General features: G+C 66.6%; 20 protein-coding genes. 16 read left to right on the forward strand and 4 right to left on the reverse strand.

The genetic code is table 11. The features are described 5' to 3' along the window. Positions 1 to 18: 18 nt before the first annotated feature. From proS to AC07NI_RS05720, 3 genes are read left to right on the forward strand one after another with little or no spacing between them, the layout of a single operon-like run. Positions 19 to 1347, forward strand: a complete 1329-nt coding sequence (proS, locus tag AC07NI_RS05710) for a proline--tRNA ligase (RefSeq protein ID WP_494616730.1) — start codon at positions 19 to 21, stop codon at positions 1345 to 1347. Next, positions 1347 to 2627: a lipoprotein-releasing ABC transporter permease subunit gene (locus AC07NI_RS05715; RefSeq protein WP_494616731.1), complete on the forward strand. Its 1281-nt coding sequence runs from the start codon at positions 1347 to 1349 to the stop codon at positions 2625 to 2627. The genes proS and AC07NI_RS05715 overlap by 1 nt, the downstream gene beginning before the upstream one ends. Next, positions 2620 to 3309, forward strand: coding sequence for an ABC transporter ATP-binding protein (locus tag AC07NI_RS05720; protein ID WP_494616732.1), 690 nt, complete (start codon positions 2620 to 2622; stop codon positions 3307 to 3309). Before AC07NI_RS05715 ends, AC07NI_RS05720 begins: the two co-directional genes overlap by 8 nt. Here AC07NI_RS05720 and AC07NI_RS05725 read toward each other — a convergent pair. Both AC07NI_RS05725 and AC07NI_RS05730 read right to left on the reverse strand, forming a co-directional pair. Beyond that, positions 3306 to 4502: a hypothetical protein gene (locus tag AC07NI_RS05725; protein WP_494616733.1), complete on the reverse strand. Its 1197-nt coding sequence runs from the start codon at positions 4500 to 4502 to the stop codon at positions 3306 to 3308. The genes AC07NI_RS05720 and AC07NI_RS05725 overlap by 4 nt on opposite strands. Before the next feature lie 77 nt (positions 4503 to 4579). Next, on the reverse strand, positions 4580 to 5539 hold the full coding sequence (locus AC07NI_RS05730; RefSeq protein WP_494616734.1) for a nucleoside hydrolase: 960 nt from the start codon (positions 5537 to 5539) through the stop codon (positions 4580 to 4582). A 168-nt stretch (positions 5540 to 5707) separates the two neighbouring features. Here AC07NI_RS05730 and sidA point away from each other — a divergent pair, with 168 nt between their 5' ends. From sidA to AC07NI_RS05745, 3 genes are read left to right on the forward strand one after another with little or no spacing between them, the layout of a single operon-like run. Beyond that, positions 5708 to 5797, forward strand: a complete 90-nt coding sequence (gene sidA / locus AC07NI_RS05735; RefSeq protein ID WP_099577629.1) for a cell division inhibitor SidA — start codon at positions 5708 to 5710, stop codon at positions 5795 to 5797. Between the two features lie 23 nt (positions 5798 to 5820). Beyond that, on the forward strand, positions 5821 to 9252 hold the full coding sequence (dnaE, locus tag AC07NI_RS05740) for a DNA polymerase III subunit alpha (protein ID WP_494616735.1): 3432 nt from the start codon (positions 5821 to 5823) through the stop codon (positions 9250 to 9252). A 58-nt stretch (positions 9253 to 9310) separates the two neighbouring features. Then, positions 9311 to 9661, forward strand: a complete 351-nt coding sequence (locus tag AC07NI_RS05745) for a GFA family protein (protein ID WP_494616736.1) — start codon at positions 9311 to 9313, stop codon at positions 9659 to 9661. Positions 9662 to 9732: 71 nt separating this feature from the next. Here the strand turns inward: AC07NI_RS05745 and AC07NI_RS05750 are convergent, their stop codons facing one another. Together AC07NI_RS05750 and AC07NI_RS05755 are read right to left on the reverse strand one after the other, a co-directional pair. Next, a complete protein-coding gene (locus tag AC07NI_RS05750; protein ID WP_494616737.1) occupies positions 9733 to 10179 on the reverse strand; it encodes a contact-dependent growth inhibition system immunity protein in 447 nt (148 codons plus the stop codon). Between the two features lie 90 nt (positions 10180 to 10269). After that, positions 10270 to 10920 (reverse strand): haloacid dehalogenase-like hydrolase, encoded by a 651-nt coding sequence (locus tag AC07NI_RS05755; protein ID WP_494616738.1) that lies wholly within the window; start codon positions 10918 to 10920, stop codon positions 10270 to 10272. Between the two features lie 359 nt (positions 10921 to 11279). Between AC07NI_RS05755 and rpsB the strand changes: the two genes are divergently transcribed. The 10 genes from rpsB to AC07NI_RS05805 all read left to right on the forward strand — a co-directional run bounded on the left by rpsB (position 11280) and on the right by AC07NI_RS05805 (position 21821). Next, positions 11280 to 12143 (forward strand): 30S ribosomal protein S2, encoded by an 864-nt coding sequence (gene rpsB / locus AC07NI_RS05760; RefSeq protein WP_494616739.1) that lies wholly within the window; start codon positions 11280 to 11282, stop codon positions 12141 to 12143. A 151-nt stretch (positions 12144 to 12294) separates the two neighbouring features. Further along, positions 12295 to 13233: a translation elongation factor Ts gene (gene tsf / locus AC07NI_RS05765; RefSeq protein ID WP_494616740.1), complete on the forward strand. Its 939-nt coding sequence runs from the start codon at positions 12295 to 12297 to the stop codon at positions 13231 to 13233. Positions 13234 to 13421: 188 nt separating this feature from the next. Next, positions 13422 to 14162 (forward strand): UMP kinase, encoded by a 741-nt coding sequence (gene pyrH, locus AC07NI_RS05770; RefSeq protein ID WP_494616741.1) that lies wholly within the window; start codon positions 13422 to 13424, stop codon positions 14160 to 14162. A gap of 28 nt (positions 14163 to 14190) precedes the next feature. Continuing rightward, a complete protein-coding gene (gene frr / locus AC07NI_RS05775; protein WP_492810893.1) occupies positions 14191 to 14757 on the forward strand; it encodes a ribosome recycling factor in 567 nt (188 codons plus the stop codon). A 49-nt stretch (positions 14758 to 14806) separates the two neighbouring features. Then, positions 14807 to 15586, forward strand: a complete 780-nt coding sequence (gene uppS / locus AC07NI_RS05780) for a polyprenyl diphosphate synthase (protein ID WP_494616742.1) — start codon at positions 14807 to 14809, stop codon at positions 15584 to 15586. Further along, positions 15564 to 16394, forward strand: coding sequence for a phosphatidate cytidylyltransferase (locus AC07NI_RS05785; protein WP_494616743.1), 831 nt, complete (start codon positions 15564 to 15566; stop codon positions 16392 to 16394). Before uppS ends, AC07NI_RS05785 begins: the two co-directional genes overlap by 23 nt. Further along, positions 16382 to 17581 (forward strand): 1-deoxy-D-xylulose-5-phosphate reductoisomerase, encoded by a 1200-nt coding sequence (gene dxr / locus AC07NI_RS05790; RefSeq protein WP_494616744.1) that lies wholly within the window; start codon positions 16382 to 16384, stop codon positions 17579 to 17581. Before AC07NI_RS05785 ends, dxr begins: the two co-directional genes overlap by 13 nt. 21 nt (positions 17582 to 17602) lie before the next feature. Continuing rightward, positions 17603 to 18799 carry a M50 family metallopeptidase gene (locus AC07NI_RS05795; protein ID WP_494616745.1) on the forward strand — a complete coding sequence of 399 codons (1197 nt, stop codon included), beginning with the start codon at positions 17603 to 17605 and terminating at the stop codon, positions 18797 to 18799. A 17-nt stretch (positions 18800 to 18816) separates the two neighbouring features. Further along, positions 18817 to 21180, forward strand: a complete 2364-nt coding sequence (gene bamA / locus AC07NI_RS05800) for an outer membrane protein assembly factor BamA (RefSeq protein WP_494616746.1) — start codon at positions 18817 to 18819, stop codon at positions 21178 to 21180. A gap of 2 nt (positions 21181 to 21182) precedes the next feature. After that, positions 21183 to 21821, forward strand: a complete 639-nt coding sequence (locus AC07NI_RS05805; RefSeq protein WP_494616747.1) for an OmpH family outer membrane protein — start codon at positions 21183 to 21185, stop codon at positions 21819 to 21821. Positions 21822 to 21870 lie beyond the last annotated feature (49 nt).

Consider the following 21870-nt stretch of genomic DNA (forward strand, 5'->3'; position numbering starts at 1 on the left):
CCCGGAGTTTCCACGCGCATGCGCATGTCGCGCTATTTCCTGCCGGTGCTGAAGGAAGCACCGTCCGACGCCCAGATCGTCTCGCACCAGCTGATGCTTCGCGCCGGCATGATCCGCCAGGAAGCGGCGGGCATCTATGCCTGGCTGCCACTGGGCTTCCGCGTGCTGAAGAAGATCGAACAGATCGTCCGCGAGGAAATGGATCGCGCCGGCGCCATCGAACTGCTGATGCCGACGCTCCAGCTGGCCGACCTGTGGCGCGAGTCGGGGCGTTACGACGCCTATGGCCCGGAGATGCTGCGCATCACCGATCGCCACGAGCGCGAGCTGCTGTACGGGCCCACCAACGAGGAAATGATCACCGAGATCTTCCGCGGCTCGGTGCGCAGCTACCGCGACCTGCCCAAGAACCTCTATCACGTGCAGTGGAAGTTCCGCGACGAGACCCGCCCGCGCTTCGGCGTGATGCGCGGCCGCGAGTTCCTGATGAAGGACGCCTATAGCTTCGACCTCGACGCCGAGGGCGCGCGTAAGGCCTACAACCGCATGTTCGTGGCCTATCTGAACCTGTTCGAGCGCATGGGCCTGAAGGCCGTGCCGATGCGCGCCGACACCGGTCCGATCGGCGGCGACCTCAGCCACGAGTTCATCGTCCTGGCCGAGACGGGCGAAAGCGCCGTCTTCTGCCACAAGGACCTGGTCGAGATGCCGGCCCCGGGTCCGGACGTCGACTGGTACGGCGACCTGCAGCCGCTGGTGAACCAGCGCACGGCGCTCTACGCCGCGACCGAGGAAATGCACGACGAAGCCGCCTTCGGCGCGCTGCCGGAAGGCGATCGCCTGTCGGCTCGCGGCATCGAGGTCGGCCACATCTTCTCGTTCGGCACGAAGTACTCCGAGCCGATGAAGGCCGTGGTCACCGGTCCGGACGGCAAGGACGTGCCGGTGCAGATGGGCAGCTACGGCGTCGGCGTTTCGCGCCTGCTGGGCGCGATCATCGAGGCCAGCCATGATGACGCCGGCATCATCTGGCCGGAAGGCGTCGCGCCGTTCGATGTCGGCATCGTCAATATGCGCCAGGGCGACGCCGCCTGTGACGCGGCCTGCGAGACGGCCTACAACGCGCTCAAGGCCGCCGGCAAGGACGTGCTCTACGACGACACCGACGCCCGCGGCGGCGCCAAGTTCGCCACCATGGATCTGATCGGTCTGCCCTGGCAGCTGGTCGTCGGTCCCAAGGGCATCGCCGAGGGCGTGGTCGAGATCAAGAACCGCAAGACCGGCGAGCGTCACACCGCCTCGCTGGAATCGGTCCTCGACGGCCTGACCAAGAGCAAGACCGCCTGATGCCAGACATCCGCGCCGCCGGTCCCTTCAGTCGCTGGGAGCGCTCTGTCGCTGCCCGGTACCTGTTCGCCAAGCGCAAGAACGGCGGCGTGGCGCTGATCGCGGTCATCTCGTTCTGCGCGGTGATGCTGGCGGTCTTCGCCCTCATCACCGTGATGAGCGTCATGAACGGCTTCCGGGCCGAGCTGCTGGGCCGCATCGTCGGCTTCAACGGCCACCTCTACGCCCAGTCGCCGCTGATCAATGGGCCGGATCGCGACACCATCATCCGTCGCATCAAGGCCGCGCCGGGGGTCACCCAGGCCGCGCCGATGGTCGAGGCCCAGGCCATGGTCATCGGCCCCACGCAGGTGACCGGCGCCATCGTGCGCGGCGTGACCGCGGGCGACCTGCGCCACATGTCGTTGATCTCCAGCAACATCAAGAAGGGCTCACTGCAGGGCTTCGGCCAGGGCGAGTACGGCGGCGACATCGTCCTGATCGGCGACCGCATGGCCCAGACCCTGGGCGTGCAGCCCGGCGACCCGATCACCCTGATCTCGCCCTCGGGCCCGGCCACGGCGTTCGGGACCTCGACCCGCGAGAAGAACTACATCGTCGGCGGCCTGTTCAGCGTGGGCATGAGCCAGTTCGACGAGGCCTTCATCTACATGCCGCTGGAGCAGGCTCAGCTTTTCTTCGGTCGCGACACCTCGGTCGACTATGTCGAGATCAAGGTCGACGACCCGGACAAGGCCAAGGAATACAAGCACGACGTCGAGGTCGCCTCCGGCCCCGGCGCGCTGGTCAGCGACTGGCAGGACAAGAATCACAGCTATTTCACCGCGCTCCAGGTCGAGCGGAAGGTGATGCGGCTGATCCTGTTCTGCATCGTCGCCATCGCCACCCTGAACATCATCTCCAGCCTGGTCATGCTGGTGAAGAACAAGGGCAAGGACATCGCCATCCTGCGCACCATGGGCGCCAGCCAGGGCGCTGTGCTGCGCATCTTCGTCATGGCCGGCGCCTCGATCGGCGTCGCCGGCACCCTGTGTGGCCTGGCCCTGGGCGTGGTGTTCTGCGCCTACATCACCCCGATCCAGAACTTCGTGGAATGGGTCAGCGGCACCGCCGTGTTCAGCGCCGACGTCTACATGCTCTCGCACATCCCGGCGAAGATCGACTGGACCGAGGTCGGCGGCATCGTCGCGCTGTCGGCCCTGATGAGCATCCTGGCGACCCTGCCGCCGGCCATGCGCGCCTCGCGCCTCGATCCGGTGGAGGCGCTTCGCTATGAGTGATCCCATCCTGGCCCTGCGCGGGGTCGAGCGCGTCTACAAGACCGAGGCCGGTCCGCTGCCCGTGCTGCGCGGCGTCGATATCGACGTCTATCCGGGTGAAGTCGTCGGCCTGATCGGGCCCTCGGGCTCGGGCAAGTCGTCGCTGCTGCACTCGGCGGGCTTGCTGGAGCATCCCGACGCCGGGCTGGTGGCCCTGGAAGGCCGCGACTGCTCCAAGCTCTCCGAGCGCGCCCGCACCCGCATCCGCCTCGGCACGGTCGGCTTCGTCTACCAGTTCCACCATCTCCTGCCCGAGTTCTCGGCCCTCGAGAACGTGGCCATGCCCCTGACCATCGCCGGCAAGAGCCGCCGCGAGGCCGAGGCGCGCGCCAAGGAACTGCTGGAGGGCCTGGGCCTGGGTCATCGCATGACCCACCAGCCGGCCCAGATGTCCGGCGGCGAACAGCAGCGCGTCGCCATCGCCCGGGCGCTGGCCAATCGCCCCAAGCTGCTGCTGGCCGATGAACCGACCGGCAACCTCGATCCGGCAACCTCCTCGGCGGTGTTCCAGGCGCTGTACCAGACCTGCCGCGAGCAGGGCGTCGCGGCCCTGATCGCCACGCACAACATGGAGCTGGCCCGCTACATGGATCGCGTGCTCGCCCTCAAGGACGGGCACCTGGAAGCTCAGCGGTTCAGCTAGAACTGATGGCGGAAGGCCGTCTGCAGGACCGTCTGGTCCTGGGCGGGCGCCAGGCCCAGCCGCGCGCGGTCGCGGCGGAAGCTGTCGATATACAGCGCCTCGACCACGATCTGGGCGTTGGGCCGCACATCCCAGCGATAGGCCGCCAGGGCCGACCAGCCGTGCTCGGCGTTATTGTCCGTCGCCTTGTTGGTGCGGTCGGTCGTCGAGAAGTGGTCGTAGCGCACGGTCGCAGACCCTGGTCCCAGCGCCTTGGTCGCCGAGACATAGGCCGCCTCGAACCCCATGTCGGCCCACAGGCCCAAGGCGTTCGAATAGCCCATCAGGGTCTCGCCGGTCATGACCTGGGCCTTCACGGCGACGGAGTCGAGGTCCAAGCGCATGCCCAGGTTCCAGAACCGCGTCTCCCATGACCACTCACGGCGGTCGTCGACGCTGGTCCGGTCGCCTTCGTTCTCGTAGCGGAAGAGATCGAAGGCCAGCCGCGACGACGGCCGCCACTCGATGCGGCCATAGTAGCCGAGCCGTCCATCGATCTCGGCCAATGGCGTGGTCGACGGCGCCTGGCGCATGGCCATGCGGGGGCTCAGCGGCGGCAGCGGGAAGCGGCCGAACACCGGCGATTTCAGGTCGTGCAGCGCCCAGCCGCGGAAGGTCAGTTCGGTGCCCGAGGTGTCGCCGTTCTTGAAGCCGCCGGCGGTCAGGCTGAAGGTCTGGCCAGCGATCGTGCGCCGGAGCGTGGCTTCGATCCCGACGACCTTGGTCTCCTCGGCCACCCAGGTGTTGATCGCCGAGGGCGTGATGGTGTCGGGCACGGACCAGTCCAGGCCGTCATGCTCCAGCGAGATCGGCGGGTAGAACACGCCGGCGCGGGCCGATAGCCGCAGGGCCGAGCCGGGGCGGGAGCGGTAGGCCAGATAGCCTTCGCCAAGGTCCACCAAATGCCGCTGGCCGTCCTGGCTTTCGCCGACGACCACGGCCGAGACGGTGTGAGAGAAGCGCGGGTTCCAGACCAGGGCGGCCTCACCCAGCCGCGGGCCCTGATGGCCGTCGCCGAACCGAGCCTTGCCGACCGCGCCGTCGACCCAGGAGGTTTCGCCATTCGCCGCGACGAGACGCAGATCGACTAGGCCGGAGATGGTGTCGCGAGAGAACAGGTCGGCTTCGCCGTGCGCCGTACCGGCGCCCGCCAAGCTCAGCCATAAGACCAGAAGTGATACGCCGTTCCGTCCCATGGCCCGAAATCTGGGCCGAAGCGCCTTCGATAAGGTTAAAGCAGCGCGCTCTTCATGGCCTCGAAGAAACCGGCATGGTCGATCTTCTTGATGACCCTTGCGTTGGGTAGTCGACGTTTCAGGGCCGGGTCCGCGATCTCGATATCCGGCAGGATCGAGTGCGAGACACTCAAATAGCCCCGCGTCAGTTCGCCCATCGTCTCGACATCGACCACGCAGTCCTCGGCTTCCAGGATCAGGCTTTCGTCCAAGGCGATGGCGCAGGTGAGGGCGTCCGGGTGCAGGCTGCCGTCCAGCCCCTCGGTTTCGCGGGCGAAGGCGAGGGAGGCGCGGTTCACGTCGGTGAAGAACCTGGCCTTGTCGGTGCCCAGGGCTTCCAGCTCAGCCAGTTGCGCCGTGTTCCACAGGCCGTCCTGAAGAGTAAGGGTCCAGGTGGCGATCGACAGGTTGAAGCCGGCGTTGACGACGATCTTGGCCGCCTCCGGATCGACATAGAAATTGTACTCGGCCGCCGGGGTGACGTTGCCGACGCCGTTGTCCGTGCCGCCCATGACCCAAAGGTGCTTCAGCGCCTTGGCGATGCGCGGCTCGCGCAGGTAGGCGAGGGCGATATTGGTCAGCGGGGCCTGCGCGATCAGGGTGATCTCGCCGGGCGCAGCCATGATCCGTCGCACCAACTCGTCGACCGCGTGGCCGTCGGCGGGACGCTGGGCGGCCTTGGCGAACCCGCTGTCGCTCATGCCGTCGTGGCCGAAGACATAGGCCGCGTCGAGCGGCGCGCGGGTGAACGGGGCCTGGGCGCCCAGATAGACCGGAACCTCTCCGGCCTTGCCGCACATCTCCAGCGTCACCAGCGCGTTTTCGGCGTGCTGGACGAAGCCGACATTGCCATGGGCGATCGTGATCGCCTCGACCGTAACGTCGGGGCGGGTGAGGGCGAGCATCAGCGAGAAGACGTCGTCGCCGGCGGTGTCGGTGTCGATGATCAGGCGCATGGGCCCGGTCTGAACCGATCCGCGCGCCTTGGCCATATCGATTATCGCTGCGGCTGGCGGCCTATCGAGTGACTCGGCTCAAGAAAATGCGGTGGAACGTCGCGGAACATCTTGTGAACAGAACAAAAGCGGAATATGGAACAAAACAAGAAATCTGTGGAGGCTCCTATGATCCGTATCGCCCGTGAGTCTTTGGCCCTTGTGTCGGTCGCCAGCTTCGTCTGGATGATGTGTACGGTCGCCAACCTGGTGGCTTGAGTCGTGTAGCGGAGGTCGGTCAGATGGCGGAGGGGGAAGGACAAGGCTTCGTCCACCTGCGGGTCCGGTCGGCCTATTCGCTGCTGGAAGGCGCCATCAAGGCCGATCAGATCGGCAAGCTGGCCGCCGGGATCGGCATGCCGGCAGCGGCTATCGCCGACCGCGCCAACCTGTTCGGGGCGCTTGAATATTCGTCCTACGCCAAGGACGCGGGGGTCCAGCCGATCATCGGTTGCGCCATCCCGATCACCGGCATCGGCGGCGGCCCGACCGAGCGCTGGGCCCGGGCCCCGACGATCATGCTGCTGGCCCAGAACGAGCGGGGCTATCTGAACCTCTCGGAACTGTCGTCGATCGCCTATCTCGACAGCGCCGAACTGCCCGAGCCGATCGTGCCCTGGGCCAAGGTCATCGAATACAGCGAAGGCCTGATCCTGCTGTCGGGCGGCACCGACGGTCCGGTGGACGCGCTGTTCGCCGCCGGCAAGACGGCCGAGGCCTCGGCGGCCCTGGCCGAGATGCAGCGGGTGTTCGGCGACCGCTTCTATGTCGAGCTCCAGCGCCATGGCCTGCCCAAGCAGGCGGCGGCCGAGCCGGGCCTGGTCAACTGGGCCTACGAGCACGACGCGCCGCTGGTCGCCACCAACGATGTCTATTTCGCCAAGGAAAGTTTCTACGACGCGCACGACGCGCTGCTGTGCATCTCCGACGGCTCGTTCGTCGGACAGGACGAGCGTCGCCGCGTTACGCCCGAGCACTGGTTCAAGCCGGCGGCGGACATGCGCAAGCTGTTCTCCGACCTGCCGGAAGCCTGCGACAACACCCTCGATATTGCCCGCCGCTGCGCCTTCATGGTGCACAAGCGCGACCCCATCCTGCCCAGCTTTCCGACCGGCGATGGCCGCAACGAGGCTGAGGAGCTGACGCACCAGGCTGAGGAAGGCCTGAGGATGCGTCTTGAGGGCCTGACCCTCGCGGCACCTGAGGAAGAGTACTGGAAGCGGCTCGCGTTCGAGCTCGACATCATCAAGAAGATGGGTTTCCCCGGCTACTTCCTGATCGTGTCGGACTTCATCAAGTGGGGGAAGAACCACGGCATCCCAGTCGGTCCCGGGCGGGGTTCGGGCGCTGGTTCGCTGGTCGCCTGGGTGCTGACCATCACCGACCTCGATCCGCTGCGCTTTGGCCTGCTGTTCGAGCGCTTCCTCAATCCCGAGCGGGTCTCCATGCCCGACTTCGACGTCGACTTCTGCCAGGAGCGGCGCGAAGAGGTGATCGTCTACGTGCAGGAGAAGTACGGCCGCGACCGCGTGGCCCAGATCATCACTTTCGGTTCGCTACAGGCGCGGGCCGTGCTGCGCGACGTCGGTCGCGTGATGCAGCTGCCGCTGGGTCTGGTCGACCGCCTCTGCAAGATGGTGCCCAACAACCCGGCCGCGCCGGTGACCCTGGCCCAGGCCATCGATCTTGAGCCGCGTCTCAAGCAGGCCAAGAAGGAAGACGCCAACGTCTCGGCCTGTCTGGACGTGGCCCTGCAGCTGGAAGGCCTGTTCCGCAACGCCTCGACCCACGCCGCCGGCGTGGTCATCGGCGACCGGCCGCTGACCCAGCTGACCCCGCTCTACAAGGATCCGCGCTCGGACCTGCCAGCCACCCAGTTCAACATGAAGTGGGTCGAGAGCGCCGGCCTGGTGAAGTTCGACTTCCTGGGCCTGAAGACCCTGACCGTGCTGGACCGCGCGGTGAAGCACCTGAAGAAGCGCGGCTTCGAGATCGATCTGGGCAAGCTGGCCTTCGACGACACCAAGACCTACGAACTGCTCGCCTCCGGCCAGACGGTCGGCGTGTTCCAGCTTGAAAGTCAGGGCATGCGGGACACGCTGCGCAAGATGCGCTGCGGCTCGATCGAGGAGATCACCGCGCTGATCTCGCTCTATCGCCCTGGCCCGATGGATAACATCGACACCTTCGTCGACTGTAAGTTCGGCCGCAAACCCGTCGATACCCTGCACCCGTCGCTGGAGACGGTGCTGAAGGAGACCTACGGCGTCATCGTCTACCAGGAACAGGTGATGCAGATCGCCCAGATCCTGGCGGGCTACAGCCTGGGTGAAGCCGACCTTCTGCGTCGCGCCATGGGTAAGAAGAAGAAGGAGGAGATGGATCTCCAGAAGATCCGTTTCGTCTCCGGGGCCAAGGAAAAGAACGTCCCCGAGGAACAGTCGGGCTCGATCTTTGAACTGGTGGCCAAGTTCGCCGGTTACGGCTTCAACAAGTCGCATGCCGCCGCCTACGCCTTCATCTCGTACCAAACGGCCTGGCTGAAGGCCAACACGCCGGTCGAGTTCTTCGCCGCCTCGATGAGCCTCGATCTGTCGAACACCGACAAGCTGGCCGTCTTCCACCAGGACGCCCGCAAGTTCGAGATCAATGTCCGGGCCCCGGACGTCAATGTCTCGGGCGCCGACTTCGAGGTCGAGAACGGCGAGGTGCTCTACGCCCTGGGCGCCATCCGCAACGTCGGCCTCGAGGCCATGAAGCATCTGGTGGCGATCCGCGAAGAGGGCGGGCCGTTCCGCGACATCTTCGACTTCGTCGAACGGATCGACCCCAAGCAGGTCAACAAGCGCGCCATCGAAAACCTGGCCCGGGCCGGAGCCTTCGACCAGATCCACAAGAACCGCGCCCAGATCGTGGCCTCGGCCGACGTGCTGATCGCCCACGCCCAGAGCTGCCACGCCGACCGCCAGGGCGGGCAGGGCGGGCTGTTCGGCTCGGACCCCGGCGCGGGCCGTCCGCGCCTGGCGAAGACCGAGAACTGGAACCAGGTCGACCTGCTGGACGAGGAACTGTCGGCCGTCGGCTTCTACCTGACCGGTCACCCGCTGGAGGACGTGGTCGGCATGCTGCGCCGCAAGCGCGTGGCGCTGGTGACCGAGGCCATGGGTCAGGCCGAGGCCGGCATGGAAGCCCTGCGCATGTGCGGGGTCGTCCGTCGTCGCCAGGAGCGCGCCTCGCAGAGCGGCGAGAAGTTCGCCTTCGTCTCGCTGTCGGACCCGTCCGGCGAGTACGAGGTGCTGTTCCCCCCCGAGAGCCTGCGCAAGTGCCGTGAGGTGCTGGAGCCGGGCAAGGCCGTGGTCATCAAGGTCCGCGCCAAGGCCCGCGACGGCGAGGTCCGCTTCTTCGGTGACGACGCCGAGCCGCTCGAGAAGGCCATCGAGAACGTCGTGGCCGGCCTGCGCGTCCACCTGTCGCCGTCGGCGACCGAGATCGAAGCGCTCCGGCGCCGCCTCGAACCCGCCCAGGGTCAGAAGGGCGGGGAGGTGACCTTCATCGCGGCTATCGGCGGCGGCCGCGAGGTCGAGCTGCGTCTGCCAGGTCGCTACACGCTGGATGCCGCTCTGCGCGGGGCGCTGAAGACCGCGCCGGGCGTGGCGCTACTGGAAGACGTTTAGGAATATATTCCTATTTCGGTAAGTGAGAGCCCGAAGCGGGCCGATGTGGGAGAGAACGATGGCCAAGCATGAAGGCGGTTGCCAGTGCGGGCGCGTGCGCTATGCGGTCGATGTGTCGCTGGACAATGTGATCAGCTGCAACTGCTCGCGCTGCGGCAAGCTGGGCGCGATCATGGCGTTCGCGCCGGAGAGCGCCTTCGAGCTCCAGAGCGGCCAGGACGCCCTGACCGAGTACCAGTTCAACACCCACAAGATCTCACACCTGTTCTGCGAGACCTGCGGCATCCAGTCGTTCGGCCTGGGTACGGCCCCGAACGGGGACAAGATGGCGGCCATCAATGTCCGCTGCCTGGACGGTGTCGACGTCTTCGCGCTGAAGCCGCAACAGGTGGACGGTAAGTCGTTCTAGGAGCTGGCGGCCGGCGCTGTCTGAGAGCGCGGCCGGTTCAGAGGATGCTCGCCGTCGTTCAGTGCGCCGCTCTAGGCGTCCCGGTAGGCGTCGAGCGCGGCCCTGAGCTCGGACTGCTCCTCGTGCTCGAGTTGCGTGGTGACGGCGTCAACCGCATCGACCAACGCCCTGAAGCGCTGGGCCAGAGCGGGTTGACCGCTCCAGAAGTCCAGCGGGAGTCGCAGTGCGCTCGCCAGGACGTCGCCATGGTGGAAGTCGCCGGAGCGGAACGGATCTTCCTCCAGGCGCAGCATCGCGAGTTCCGCGATCCAGGGTAGGCCTAGGCTCTGGCTCAAGGCTAGGCGCAACTCTTCGTCGGAAAGAGCGCTAAGGGGCTTCTTGCGCAGAGCGTGGGCCGTACGAACCACATAGGATCCATACTCCGGCTCGCCCCATGTTTCTCCATCGAGCTGCTCAAGCGTTTTGTCCAGATAGCTTGGACCTGTCCCAGGGCTGGTCCTTGATCGCTTCTTGCTCATCCGTTGAATAGAGCGGGCGCAAGGATGACAGGCAAGTTCGGCATGGGGTGAGGGGGAAGGTTCGTTAGGGCGATCAACCTTACCGCCTGATCACCAAGCCGCCGCCCGTCCATTGGCCAACCCCGCCCGGAACAGCCGCCGCTCGGCCTTCTTGCCGCCCTTGACGATCACCGGCGTCTCCGCGCCACGCAGCAGGGGCAGGTCGTCGAGGCTGTCGGTATAGGCATAGGCCCAGCGCGCGCCGTGGCCGGCCTCGGCCAAGGCCTGGCACTTGCGCTGGTTGCGGCAGTGGACGTCGGCGACCCAGCCGCCGCCGCGGCGCTTCAAGGAGGTGCCGATCACCTGGATCGGATGACCCAGCGGCCCGATCAGCGCTTCGGCCAGAATGACAGGCGCGGCGGTGACCACCACGACCCGGTCGCCGGCGTCCAGATGGTCCTTCAGGGCCGTGAGGCCGCCGGCGCGCCAGGCCAGAGCGCTGTCGCCCGCCCGGAAGGCCTCTCCGAACCGCGCGCACGATTCGCGTAGGGCCCGCTCGCCGAGACCGGCCGTGGCGATCCATAGCAGGATGGAGGCGCCGAGCCGGCGCGTGCGCGGGATGATCACCAGGGGCGCGGCGATCGGCGCCACGGCCAAGACCGCCAGGGCGCGTAAGGGCGAGCGCTTGACCCGACCCCAGAGCCACAGGCCCGTGGAATCACCGTCCAGCAAGGTTCCGTCCAGGTCGAAGACCGCGAGCATGAGGCGTCCTCCAGCTATGCCGTGGTAACGACGTCGCCAGATCGAGCGGGCCACATCAGTATGTCGGAATGGCGACAGCCTTCCGGCCTGTCTGTGGAACGTCGGTGGATGGCCCCAGGTTTCGGGGGATGGATCTTGCGATCGACGGTCCGGCGGCGGATCAACCGTGCCGGCGACGCGAGCGATCACGCCGAGGGCTTGCTTTTTCTCCGCTGAGAGACTATCTGCGCGGCCATTCCACACGTGGACGTTCGGTTGCATCGGGGAGACATCCCGGCGTCGCCGTTCCGGTCCCGCTCCAGAATGGTCTGGAACGGGGGTGTCCGCGGAGGTTCAACCGGAAAAAGGATATAGGCCCGATGGCTCTTCCCGAATTCTCCATGCGTCAGCTCCTGGAAGCCGGCGCCCACTTCGGTCACCAGACGCACCGCTGGAACCCGAAGATGGACCGCTACATCTTCGGTTCGCGCTCGAACATCCACATCATCGACCTGTCGCAGTCGATCCCGCTGCTGCACCAAGCCCTGGTGAAGGTCCGTGAAGTCGCCGCCGCCGGCGGCCGCGTGCTGTTCGTCGGCACCAAGCGCCAGGCCAGCGACCCGGTCGCCACGGCCGCCAAGCGCTGCGCCCAATATTATGTGAACCACCGTTGGCTGGGCGGCACGCTCACCAACTGGCGCACCGTCTCGGGCTCGATCGCGCGTCTGCGCGAGCTGGAAGGCGTCCTGGCCGGCGAAGGTCAAGGTCGTTCCAAGAAGGAACTGCTGCAGCTGACGCGCGAGCGCGACAAGCTGGAACTGTCGCTGGGCGGCATCAAGGACATGGGCGGCATCCCCGACATCATGTTCGTGATCGACACCAACAAGGAAGCGATCGCGATCCTGGAAGCCCGCAAGCTGAACATCCCGGTCGTCGCCATCCTCGACACCAACTGCGATCCGGACGGCATCACCTACCCGATCCCGGGTAACGACGACGCCGCCCGCGCCCTGCAGCTGTACTGCGACCTGATCGCCGACGCCGTCCTGGACGGTCTGGCCGCTGGCCAAGCCGGCTCGGGCGTCGACCTGGGCGCCGCCGTGAACCCGACCGAGCCGGCCCTGGCTCGCGCTCTGGCTCCGGAACCGGTTGCCGAAGCCGCCCCGGAAGCTGCTGTTGAAGCCGCTCCGGAAGCGCCGGTTGAAGCCGCCGCCGAAGCTGCTCCGGAATCGGCCGAAGGCTGATTTCCCACGCGTCCCCACCGGGCCTGGCCCGGGACCGGGGACCGTCGCGACCCTGACATGCGACCGGGCTAACAAGCCCGGTCGCTTACGCATTAGAGATTACGACTGGGTGCAGGCTCGGTCGCTAACCGTTTGAATATGGAGATTTTCCATGGCTGAGATCACGGCTGCGCTGGTCAAAGAACTGCGCGAAAAGTCCGGCGTCGGCATGATGGACTGCAAGAAGGCGCTGTCGGAGAACAACGGCGACATCGAAGCGTCCATCGACTGGCTGCGCGCCAAGGGCCTGTCCAAGGCCGCCAAGAAGGCTGACCGCGCCGCCGCCGAAGGCCTGGTGGCCGTCGCCACCGCCGACCAAGGCGCTGGCGAAACCGCCACGGCCGTCGAAGTGAACGCCGAAACCGACTTCGTGTCGCGTAACGACCTGTTCCAGGGCGCTGCCCGTCAGATCGCCGGCGCCGCCCTGGCCACCGACGGTTCGGTCGACGCCATCACCGCCGCCAAGCTGGCCGGCGGCGAAAGCGTGCAGGACCACCTGACCAACCTGATCGCCACGATCGGCGAGAACATGATGGTGCGTCGCGCCGCCAAGTGGACGGTCGAGAACGGCGTCGTCGCCTCGTACATCCACAACGCCACCGCGCCGGACCTCGGCCGCATCGGCGTGCTGGTGGCCGTCGAGTCGACCGGCGACAAGGCCGCCCTGCGCGAGCTGGGCCGCAAGATCGCCATGCACGTCGCCGCGACCGCCCCGCTGTCGCTGTCGCCGGACGATCTGGACCCGGCCGCCATCGAGCGTGAAAAGGCCGTGTTCACCGAGCAAGCTCTGGAGTCGGGCAAGCCGGCCGCCGTCGTCGAGAAGATGATCGAAGGCCGCATCCGCAAGTTCCTGGAAGAAGTCGTGCTGCTGAAGCAAGCCTTCGTCATGAACCCGGACCAGACCGTCGAGCAGCTGGTCGCCGAGACCGGCAAGACCCTGGGCGCGCCGATCACCATCAAGGGCTTCACCCGTCTCGCCCTGGGCGAAGGCGTGGAAAAGAAGCAAGACGACTTCGCTGCTGAAGTCGCTTCGATGACCGGCCAGGCCTAAGGCTTGACCGCTGGGGCCTTAGGGGCCCAGCAGACAATCAGGGCGCGGCGCGTCTAGACGCGCGCCGCGCCCTTTTTGCGCCTACCGTTCGACAGCCCCGGCAGAGGGCGAGGACGGTTGGCAAAACCCACCCCACTTCTGTAGAACGCACGTAATGTGCGTGCCGACGACTCAGGAATAGCGGTCCCATGTCCGATACCAACGCACCTCAGAAATACCGCCGCATCCTGCTGAAAGTGTCGGGCGAGGTCCTGATGGGCGATACGCCCTACGGCATCGACACCAACACCGTGCAATCCGTCGCCCAGGACGTGGCCGAGATCGTCAAGTCGGGCGTCGAGCTGTGCCTGGTGATCGGCGGCGGCAACATCTTCCGCGGCATGGCCGGCGCGGCCAAGGGCATGGAGCGCTCCAGCGCCGACTACATGGGCATGCTGGCCACCGTGATGAACGCCTTGGCCATGCAGGACGCCCTGGAGCGCATCGGCGTCGAGACGCGCGTGCAGTCGGCTATCCCGATGGCCACGGTCTGCGAGCCCTACATCCGTCGCCGCGCCCAGCGTCACCTGGAAAAGGGCCGCGTCGTGATCTTCGCCGCCGGCACCGGCAACCCGTTCTTCACCACTGACACCGCCGCGGCCCTGCGCGCCGCCGAGATGCAGTGCGACGCCCTGTTCAAGGGCACCAGCGTCGATGGCGTCTACACGGCCGATCCCAAGAAGGATCCGTCGGCCGAGCGCTACGACCGCCTGACCTATATGGACGTGCTGGCCAAGGACCTGCGGGTCATGGACGCCTCGGCCGTGGCGCTCATGCGCGACAGCAACATTCCGATCGTGGTCTTCTCGATCAAGGGGCGCGGCAACCTGCTGACCGTCCTGCGAGGCGAGGGGACCCACACCGTGGTCGCCGCCGACCGCGCCGCCTGAAGATAGAGAACCGCGAGGAGAGCCCGCCATGGCCGCCGCCGAGAAACCCGTCCTGCAGCGCTACCGCGACCGCATGGACAAGACCATCGCCGCCCTGAAGGACGAGTTCGCCAGCCTGCGCACCGGTCGTGCGTCGGCCAGCCTGCTGGACCAGGTCATGGTCGAGGCCTATGGCTCGACCACGCCGCTAAACGCGGTGGCCTCGGTCAGCGTGCCCGAGCCGCGCCAGATCAATGTCAGCGTATGGGATCGCGGCGTCGTCGTCTCGGTCGAGAAGGCCATCCGCGCTTCGGGCCTGGGCCTGAACCCGGTCGTCGAAGGCCAGAACCTGCGCATCCCGATCCCGCCGCTGACCGAGGAGCGCCGCAAGGATCTCTCCAAGATCGCCGGCAAGTACGCCGAGCAGCAGAAGATCGCCGTGCGCAACGTCCGTCGGGACGCCAACGACGACCTGAAGAAGGCCGAGAAGGACGGCGCCATCGCTGAGGACGAGCGCAAGAAGATGGAAACCGAGGTGCAGAAGATCACCGACGAGGCCATCAAGCGGGTCGACGAGGCCTTGAAAATCAAAGAGCAAGAGATCATGCAGGTTTAATCGCCCCCTCTTCGAGTGGGTGGGGAGCGATGAGGGAAGGTTGAAGCGAATGCCGGCGACCACCGGTCCGCAGAACGTGTCGGGGCGCGCCGGGGGCGAAGCGACCGACCAACGTCTGCACGTGGCCATTATCATGGATGGTAACGGCCGCTGGGCGAAGCAGCGGGGGATGCCGCGCGTCCTCGGCCATCGCGCCGGCGTCAACGCGCTGAAGCGCACCGTTGAAGGCGCGCAGGCTCAGAACGTCGGCGTGCTGACGGTGTTCGGCTTCTCGACCGAGAACTGGCGCCGGCCGGCGCACGAGGTCTCCGAGCTGATGAGCCTGCTCAAGGCCTATGTGGAATCGGACCTGGAGCGCCTGGCCAAGGCGGGCGTCCGCGTCCGCATCATCGGTCGTCGCACCGGGCTCTCGGCCGACATCGCCGAGGTGATCGAGCGGGCGGAGAAGCGCACCGAGGGCAATACCCAGTTCACCCTGCAGGTGGCCTTCAACTATGGCGGCCAAGCCGACATCACCGACGCGGCCCGCGCCTTCGCCGAGAAGGTCGAGCGCGGCGAGGCCAAGGCCTCGGACCTGACCGAGCAGACCTTCGAGCGCTTCCTGTCGACGGCTTCGGCTCCCGCGCCCGACCTGATCGTGCGCACCAGCGGCGAGCGCCGCATCTCGAACTTCCTGCTTTGGGAATGCGCCTACGCCGAGCTCGTCTTCCAGGACGTGCTGTGGCCCGACTACGGCCCCGAGGCCCTGGCGGCGGCCATCGCCGAATATCGCCGTCGGGATCGACGCTACGGAGGGGTCGCTGCCGATGACGTCGCCGTCGCCGGCTAAGCGCTTCAACTGGGGTAATCTGAAGACGCGCGTGGTTTCGGCCACCGTGCTCGTACCTATGGTCGTGGCCGCCGTCTGGCTGGGGAACTTCTGGTTCCTGGCCCTGGCCCTGGTCTGCACGGCGCTGCTGGCCCGTGAGTGGGGCAAGATCAGTGCGCCCAAGTCGCCCAACGCCGTTGGCACCGTGGTTGGCCTGTTCTGCGCGGTCGCGGTCGTCGCCGCCTATCTGCATCAATTTCTCATCGCCTGGTCGGTTGTGCTGGCCGGCGCCTTCCTGGCCGGCCTGATCGCGCGCGGCGCGGTCGAGCGTCGGGCCGATGCTGCCTATGGCGTGGTCTATATCGCTCCGGCGGTCATAGCCCTGGTCTGGGTCCGCTCGCTGCCCACCGACGGGCTTTACTGGACGCTGCTGCTGTTCGTGGTGACCTGGTTCGCGGACATCTTCGCCTATGTGACGGGAAGCCTGCTGAAGGGGCCCAAGCTGTGGCCCCAGATCTCGCCCAACAAGACCTGGTCCGGCTTCATCGGCGGCCTGGTGGCGGCGACCATCGGCGCGGTCCTGGTAGCCCACTTCGCGCACCTGAGGCTGGTGTGGCCGGCCGCGGCCCTGGTCGGCTTCCTGGGCGGCCTGGCGACCATGGCCGGCGACCTGTGGGAATCGATCCTCAAGCGTCGCTTCGGCGTGAAGGACAGCGGCGACATCATCCCGGGCCACGGCGGCCTGCTGGATCGCGTCGACGGCCTGATGTTCGCGGCGATCGTCATCGCCGCCGTCCGGCTGATCGACCACGTGGGATGGGCGCATTGACCTTACCCCGCAAGGTGGTGGTGCTGGGCTCGACAGGTTCGATCGGCCTTTCGACCCTGAGCCTTTTCGAAGTATCCGGCGTCGACGTCGAGATCCTGGCCCTGACGGCCGGACGCAATGTCGAGCGCCTGATCGAACAGGCCAAACGCTGGACGCCGCAGGTCGCGGTGATCGAGGACGAGAGCAAGCTCCAGAGGCTGAAGGACGGCCTGGCCGGCACCGGCGTGCGCGCCGCCGCCGGCGCGACCGCCGTGGCCGAGGCCGCCGCCATGGGCGCGGACTGGGTGATGTCGGCCATCGTCGGCGCGGCGGGCCTGCCCCCCACGGTCGCGGCCGCCCGCACCGGCGCGATCATCGCCCTGGCCAACAAGGAAAGCCTCGTCTGCGCCGGACCGGCGCTGCTGGCCATCGCCAAGGCGGCCGGCGGCACGGTGATCCCGGTCGACTCCGAGCACTCGGCCATCTTCCAGGCGCTGCAGCCCGACTGCGCCCACCGCGTGGCGCGCCTGATCCTGACGGCCTCGGGCGGTCCGTTCCGCACCTGGGACAAGGCGGCCATGGCCACCGCGACCCCGGAACAGGCCATCGCCCATCCCAACTGGAGCATGGGCGCCAAGATCTCGGTCGATTCCGCGACGATGATGAACAAGGGGCTCGAGATGATCGAGGCCTCGTACCTGTTCAACACGCCCGAGGATCGCATCGACGTGGTGGTCCACCCGCAATCGGTGATCCACAGCCTGGTGGAGTATGTCGACGGCTCGACCCTGGCCCAGCTGGGACCGCCCGACATGCGCAGCCCGATCTCGTGCGCCTTCGCCTGGCCGGACCGTCTGCCGTGGCCCGCGCAGCGCCTGGACCTGGCCGCCTATGGTCAGCTGACCTTCGAATCGCCCGACCTGGATCGCTTCCCGCTGATCGGAGTCGCCCGCGAGGCCCTGCGCCTGGGCGGGGGCGCGCCGACGGCGATGAATGCGGCCAATGAGGTCGCCGTGGCCGCTTTCCTTGACCGGGGGATTGGCTTTCTCGATATTGCCGCCGCGGTGGCGGGAACCCTTGAGCGTATGAACAGTCTTGGCAACCTGGCCGTCGATGAAAACGACGCTGTCGAAAACGCGATGATGATCGACGCCAGCGCTCGCCGCATTGCGGCCGAGGTTGTCGCGCAAAAGCATCGCCGGCTCTGATCCGGGGGACCGGCCAACCTTATGACTGACGTCTTGATCTTCATCCTGTCCACGGCCTTCGTGCTGTCCGTCGTGGTGACCATCCACGAGCTGGGGCACTACTGGGCCGCGCGCGCGTGCGGGGTGGCCATCGACTGCTTCTCGATCGGCTTCGGCCCGCCGCTGCTGTCGTGGACCGACAAGCATGGCGTTGAGTGGCGCCTGGCTTCGATCCCCCTGGGCGGCTATGTCCGCTTCTCCGGTGACGAGAACGCCGCCAGCGTGCCCGACCAGGACAACCTGGCCGCCATGCGCGACTCGATCGTCCGGCGCGAGGGCGAGGAGGGGGTCTCCAAGTACTTCCATTTCAAGCCGGTGTGGCAGCGAGCGATCATCGCCGTGGCCGGCCCGGTGTCGAACTTCGTCCTGGCCATCCTGATCATGGCCGTCTTCCTGGTGCTGATCGGGACGCCGCAGCGCGCGGCCAGCGTCAATGGAGTCGTGCCCGGCGGCGCGGCCGAGGCGGCGGGCTTCAAGAAGGGAGACGTCATCGTCGCTGCCGACGGCCGCAAGATCGGCACGTTCCAGGACCTGCAGGGCTATGTCTCGCTGCGCGCCAACCTGCCGATCGACTTCACGGTCAAGCGCGCCAGCCAGGAAGTCCACCTGACGGCCACGCCGCGCCTGGTGGAGATCAACGACAAGATCAGCGGCCGCATGAAGACCGGCCAACTGGGCATCGAGAACGCCGGGGTCACCCAGTTCAAGCGCTCCAACGTGCTGACCGCCATCCCCGACGCCACGGTCGAGGTGTGGGGCATGATCAAGACGATCGGCTTCTATCTGGGGCGTCTGGTCACCGGCCAGCTGCCCGCCGACCAGATCAGCGGCCTGATCGGCATCGGCCACACGGCTGGCGCGGTGACCAAGGCCAGCGCCGCCGGCGCGCCCGACGTGGCCACCATGGCGCTGCGCGTCTTCATCTCGTCCATGCTGCTGATCGCCAGCCTGTCGGTCAGCATCGGCTTCATGAATCTGCTGCCGATCCCGGTCCTCGATGGCGGACATCTGCTGATGTACGCCTATGAGGCCGTGGCCAAGCGGCCTCTACGGGCGGATTTCCAGGCGGCCGGCTTCCGTGCGGGGCTTGCCTTGATCCTGGGTTTCATGCTGTTCGCGGCGTGGAACGACCTCAACCGCTACGACGTGTTCAAATTCATCGGCGGCCTGTTCACGTGAACGCCCGCTCTTCGTCCATGATTGGTCCCATGAACAAACTTCGCGCCCATAGCGCCGCGTTCGCCACGGGTATGGCGCTGCTCCTCGGCTCGACGGCCCTGGTGGCTCCGCAGCAAGCCTTCGCCCAGGCGTCCCAGACCGGTGTGGTCTCGCGCATCGTCGTGCAGGGTAACGAACGCATCGAGCAGGGCACGGTTCTGTCCTATCTGCCGATCCAGCCGGGCGACACGGTCGACTCCCAGCGCCTTGACCTTGCGCTGAAGACCCTGGCCCGCACGGACCTGTTCGCCGACGTGAAGATCGAGATGCAGGGCGGCGACCTGGTCGTGAAGGTCGTCGAGAACCCGATCATCAACCAGGTGGTCTTCGAGGGGAATTCGTCCCTGAAGGAAGACAAGCTGAAGGACGAAGTGCAGATCCGCCCGCGCGGCATCTTCACCCGCGCCAAGGTGCAGGCCGACGTCCAGCGCATCATCGAACTGTATCGTCGTTCGGGCCGCATCTCGGCGACCGTGACGCCGAAGGTGGTCGAGCTGCCGCAAAAGCGCGTCGACCTGGTGTTCGAAATCGCGGAAGGCCCCAAGAGCGGCGTGCTGGGGATCAACTTCCTGGGCAACAGCGAGTACTCGGACAACGACCTGCGTGACGTGGTCGTGACCAAGGAAAGCCGCTGGTACAAGATCCTGACCAGCAACGACAATTACGACCCTGACCGGATCGAGTACGACCGCGAGCAGCTGCGCAAGCACTACCGCAACCGCGGCTTCTTCGACTTCCGCGTCGTCTCGTCAGTGGCCGAACTGGCCCCGGACAAGAACGGCTTCGCCGTCACCTACACCCTCGACGAAGGCCCGAAGTACAAGTTCGGCAAGGTCACCGTCGAAACCGAGCTGAAGAAGCTGGACGGCAACCTGCTGGCCCAGATCCTGCCGATCCGCGCCGGCCAGCTGTACGAGGACGAGCGCATCGAGCAGGCCACCGACGCCCTGACCTTCGCGGCGGGCGCGGCCGGCTTCGCCTTCGTGGACGTGCGTCCGCGCTATGTCCCGAACCGCGAGACCAAGACCGTCGACGTGGTGTTCTCGGTCCGCGAAGGCCCGCGCGTCTATGTCGATCGCATCGACATCGTCGGCAACACCCGTACGCTGGACTACGTCCTGCGCCGCGAACTGGAAGTGGCCGAAGGCGACGCCTACAACCGCGTGCTGGTCGACCGCTCGAAGAACAACATCCGTCGCCTGGGCTTCTTCAAGGAAGTCGACATCGAGGACACCCCCGGCTCGGCCCCGGACCGCACCAGCCTGAAGGTGAAGGTCGAGGAGCAGCCGACGGGCGAACTGTCGTTCAGCGCCGGCTACAGCTCGGTCGACAAGCTGGTGCTGGACGTCGGCATCACCGAGCGGAACTTCCGCGGCCGCGGCCAGAACCTGCGCGCCCGCGCCTCGGTCGGTTCGCTGCGCCAGCAGATCGACTTCGGCTTCAGCGAGCCGCGCTTCCTGGGTCGTAACCTGGTGGCGGGCGTGAACCTGTACACCTTCCGCTACGACCTGTCGGACTACGCGGCCTACGACACCAAGTCGGTCGGCGGCGATGTCCGCCTGGGCTTCCCGCTGACCAACGACTCGTCGATGAGCCTGCGCTACACGATCCGTCAGGATAACGTCAGCGTGGCCGACAGCCTCTGCACCAGCGGCTCGGTCTCGCAGATCCTCTGCCTGCAGCGCGGCGCCTACATCACCTCGCTGATCGGCTACGGCCTGCGCATCGACAAGCGCAACGACCCGATCAACCCGACCCGCGGCTGGTTCGCCGACCTGAATCAGGACCTGGCCGGCATCGGCGGCGACGTGAAATACCTGAAGACCGAAGCCGACGCCGGCTGGTACTGGGGCTTCACCAAGGACCTGGTGTTCAGCGCCACCGGCTCGTTCGGCTATATCGAGGGCTGGGGCGGCGACAACGTCCGCATCAACGACCGCTTCTATCGCGGCGGCACCTCGTTCCGCGGCTTCGAGATCGCCGGTATCGGTCCGCGCGACATCTCGAGCACCAACAACTCGATGGGCGCCAAGCTCTACGCCATCAGCACCTTCGAGTTGACCGTCCCGACCTTCCTGCCCGAGCAGTACGGCATCAAGGCCGCCCTGTTCAGCGACGTGGGTACGGCCGGTCTGCTGGATGATGTGGATCGTCAGAAGTCGCCCGGCGTCTTCGATCCGAACATCAAGGATAACCTCGGCCTGCGTGCGACGGCCGGTATCTCGATCGACTGGAAGTCCCCCATGGGTCCCATTCGATTCGATATCAGCCGCATTTTGGCCAAGGAAGACTACGATCGAACCGAAACCTTCCGGTTCTCCACCTCCACAAGGTTCCAATAAACATGTCCAAGTTCCTGTCCGCGGCCGCGTCCAGCGTTGTCGCTCTCGCCATCGCGACCAGCGCCTCGGCCCAGACGGCTCCCGCCGCTGCTCCGGCCGCCCCGGCCGTCACGCACGGCCCGGCCCTGACCGGCGTCTGCATCTTCTCGAGCCAACGCGCTGTCGCCACCTCGGCGGTGGGTAAGGCCGTCGACGCCCGCCTGAAGACCATCATCCAGCAGGTCAACGCCGAGCTGACCGCCGAGCGCACGGGCCTCGACAACGAAGCCAAGGGCCTCGACGCCAAGAAGGCCACCCTGGCCCAGGACGCCCTGGAGCAGCAGGCCTCGGCTCTGCAGGTCAAGGCCAACGCCTGGCAGCGCAAGGGCCAACTGCGCCAGAAGGAAGTCGAAGCGACCGAGCAGAAGGCGCTGGCCCGCGTCTATCAAGAGCTGGATACGCCGATCCGTCAGGTCTACCAGACCCAGAAGTGCAGCATCCTGCTCGACCGCGAGTCGGTGATGCTGGCCAACCCGTCGATGGACATCACCGACGGCGTGGTCGCCGCGCTTGACGCCCGCATCAAGACCCTGACCTTCGATCGCGAACGTCTGGACCAAGGCGCTCCGGGCGCCGCGGCTCTGCAACCGACGAACAAGTAAGCGAATCGTCTCCTTTGGGTTTACCTAAGGGAACGTTTTTGCCGTGAGG

This window comes from Caulobacter sp. GW821-FHT10E02 (assembly GCF_059415225.1).

Bases quoted from the DNA above. Each gene is read 5' to 3' on its own strand.
- AC07NI_RS05750 (WP_494616737.1), bottom strand. From the start codon at position 10,179: ATGAGCAAGAAGCGATCAAGGACCAGCCCTGGGACAGGTCCAAGCTAT.
- AC07NI_RS05795 (WP_494616745.1), top strand. From the start codon at position 17,603: ATGACTGACGTCTTGATCTTCATCCTGTCCACGGCCTTCGTGCTGTCC.
- rpsB (WP_494616739.1), top strand. From the start codon at position 11,280: ATGGCTCTTCCCGAATTCTCCATGCGTCAGCTCCTGGAAGCCGGCGCC.
- AC07NI_RS05715 (WP_494616731.1), top strand. From the start codon at position 1,347: ATGCCAGACATCCGCGCCGCCGGTCCCTTCAGTCGCTGGGAGCGCTCT.
- proS (WP_494616730.1), top strand. From the start codon at position 19: ATGCGCATGTCGCGCTATTTCCTGCCGGTGCTGAAGGAAGCACCGTCC.
- dxr (WP_494616744.1), top strand. From the start codon at position 16,382: ATGGGCGCATTGACCTTACCCCGCAAGGTGGTGGTGCTGGGCTCGACA.
- tsf (WP_494616740.1), top strand. From the start codon at position 12,295: ATGGCTGAGATCACGGCTGCGCTGGTCAAAGAACTGCGCGAAAAGTCC.
- AC07NI_RS05805 (WP_494616747.1), top strand. From the start codon at position 21,183: ATGTCCAAGTTCCTGTCCGCGGCCGCGTCCAGCGTTGTCGCTCTCGCC.
- sidA (WP_099577629.1), top strand. From the start codon at position 5,708: ATGATCCGTATCGCCCGTGAGTCTTTGGCCCTTGTGTCGGTCGCCAGC.
- AC07NI_RS05755 (WP_494616738.1), bottom strand. From the start codon at position 10,920: ATGCTCGCGGTCTTCGACCTGGACGGAACCTTGCTGGACGGTGATTCC.
- dnaE (WP_494616735.1), top strand. From the start codon at position 5,821: ATGGCGGAGGGGGAAGGACAAGGCTTCGTCCACCTGCGGGTCCGGTCG.
- uppS (WP_494616742.1), top strand. From the start codon at position 14,807: ATGCCGGCGACCACCGGTCCGCAGAACGTGTCGGGGCGCGCCGGGGGC.
- AC07NI_RS05730 (WP_494616734.1), bottom strand. From the start codon at position 5,539: ATGCGCCTGATCATCGACACCGACACCGCCGGCGACGACGTCTTCTCG.
- pyrH (WP_494616741.1), top strand. From the start codon at position 13,422: ATGTCCGATACCAACGCACCTCAGAAATACCGCCGCATCCTGCTGAAA.
- AC07NI_RS05785 (WP_494616743.1), top strand. From the start codon at position 15,564: ATGACGTCGCCGTCGCCGGCTAAGCGCTTCAACTGGGGTAATCTGAAG.
- frr (WP_492810893.1), top strand. From the start codon at position 14,191: ATGGCCGCCGCCGAGAAACCCGTCCTGCAGCGCTACCGCGACCGCATG.
- AC07NI_RS05720 (WP_494616732.1), top strand. From the start codon at position 2,620: ATGAGTGATCCCATCCTGGCCCTGCGCGGGGTCGAGCGCGTCTACAAG.
- bamA (WP_494616746.1), top strand. From the start codon at position 18,817: ATGATTGGTCCCATGAACAAACTTCGCGCCCATAGCGCCGCGTTCGCC.
- AC07NI_RS05745 (WP_494616736.1), top strand. From the start codon at position 9,311: ATGGCCAAGCATGAAGGCGGTTGCCAGTGCGGGCGCGTGCGCTATGCG.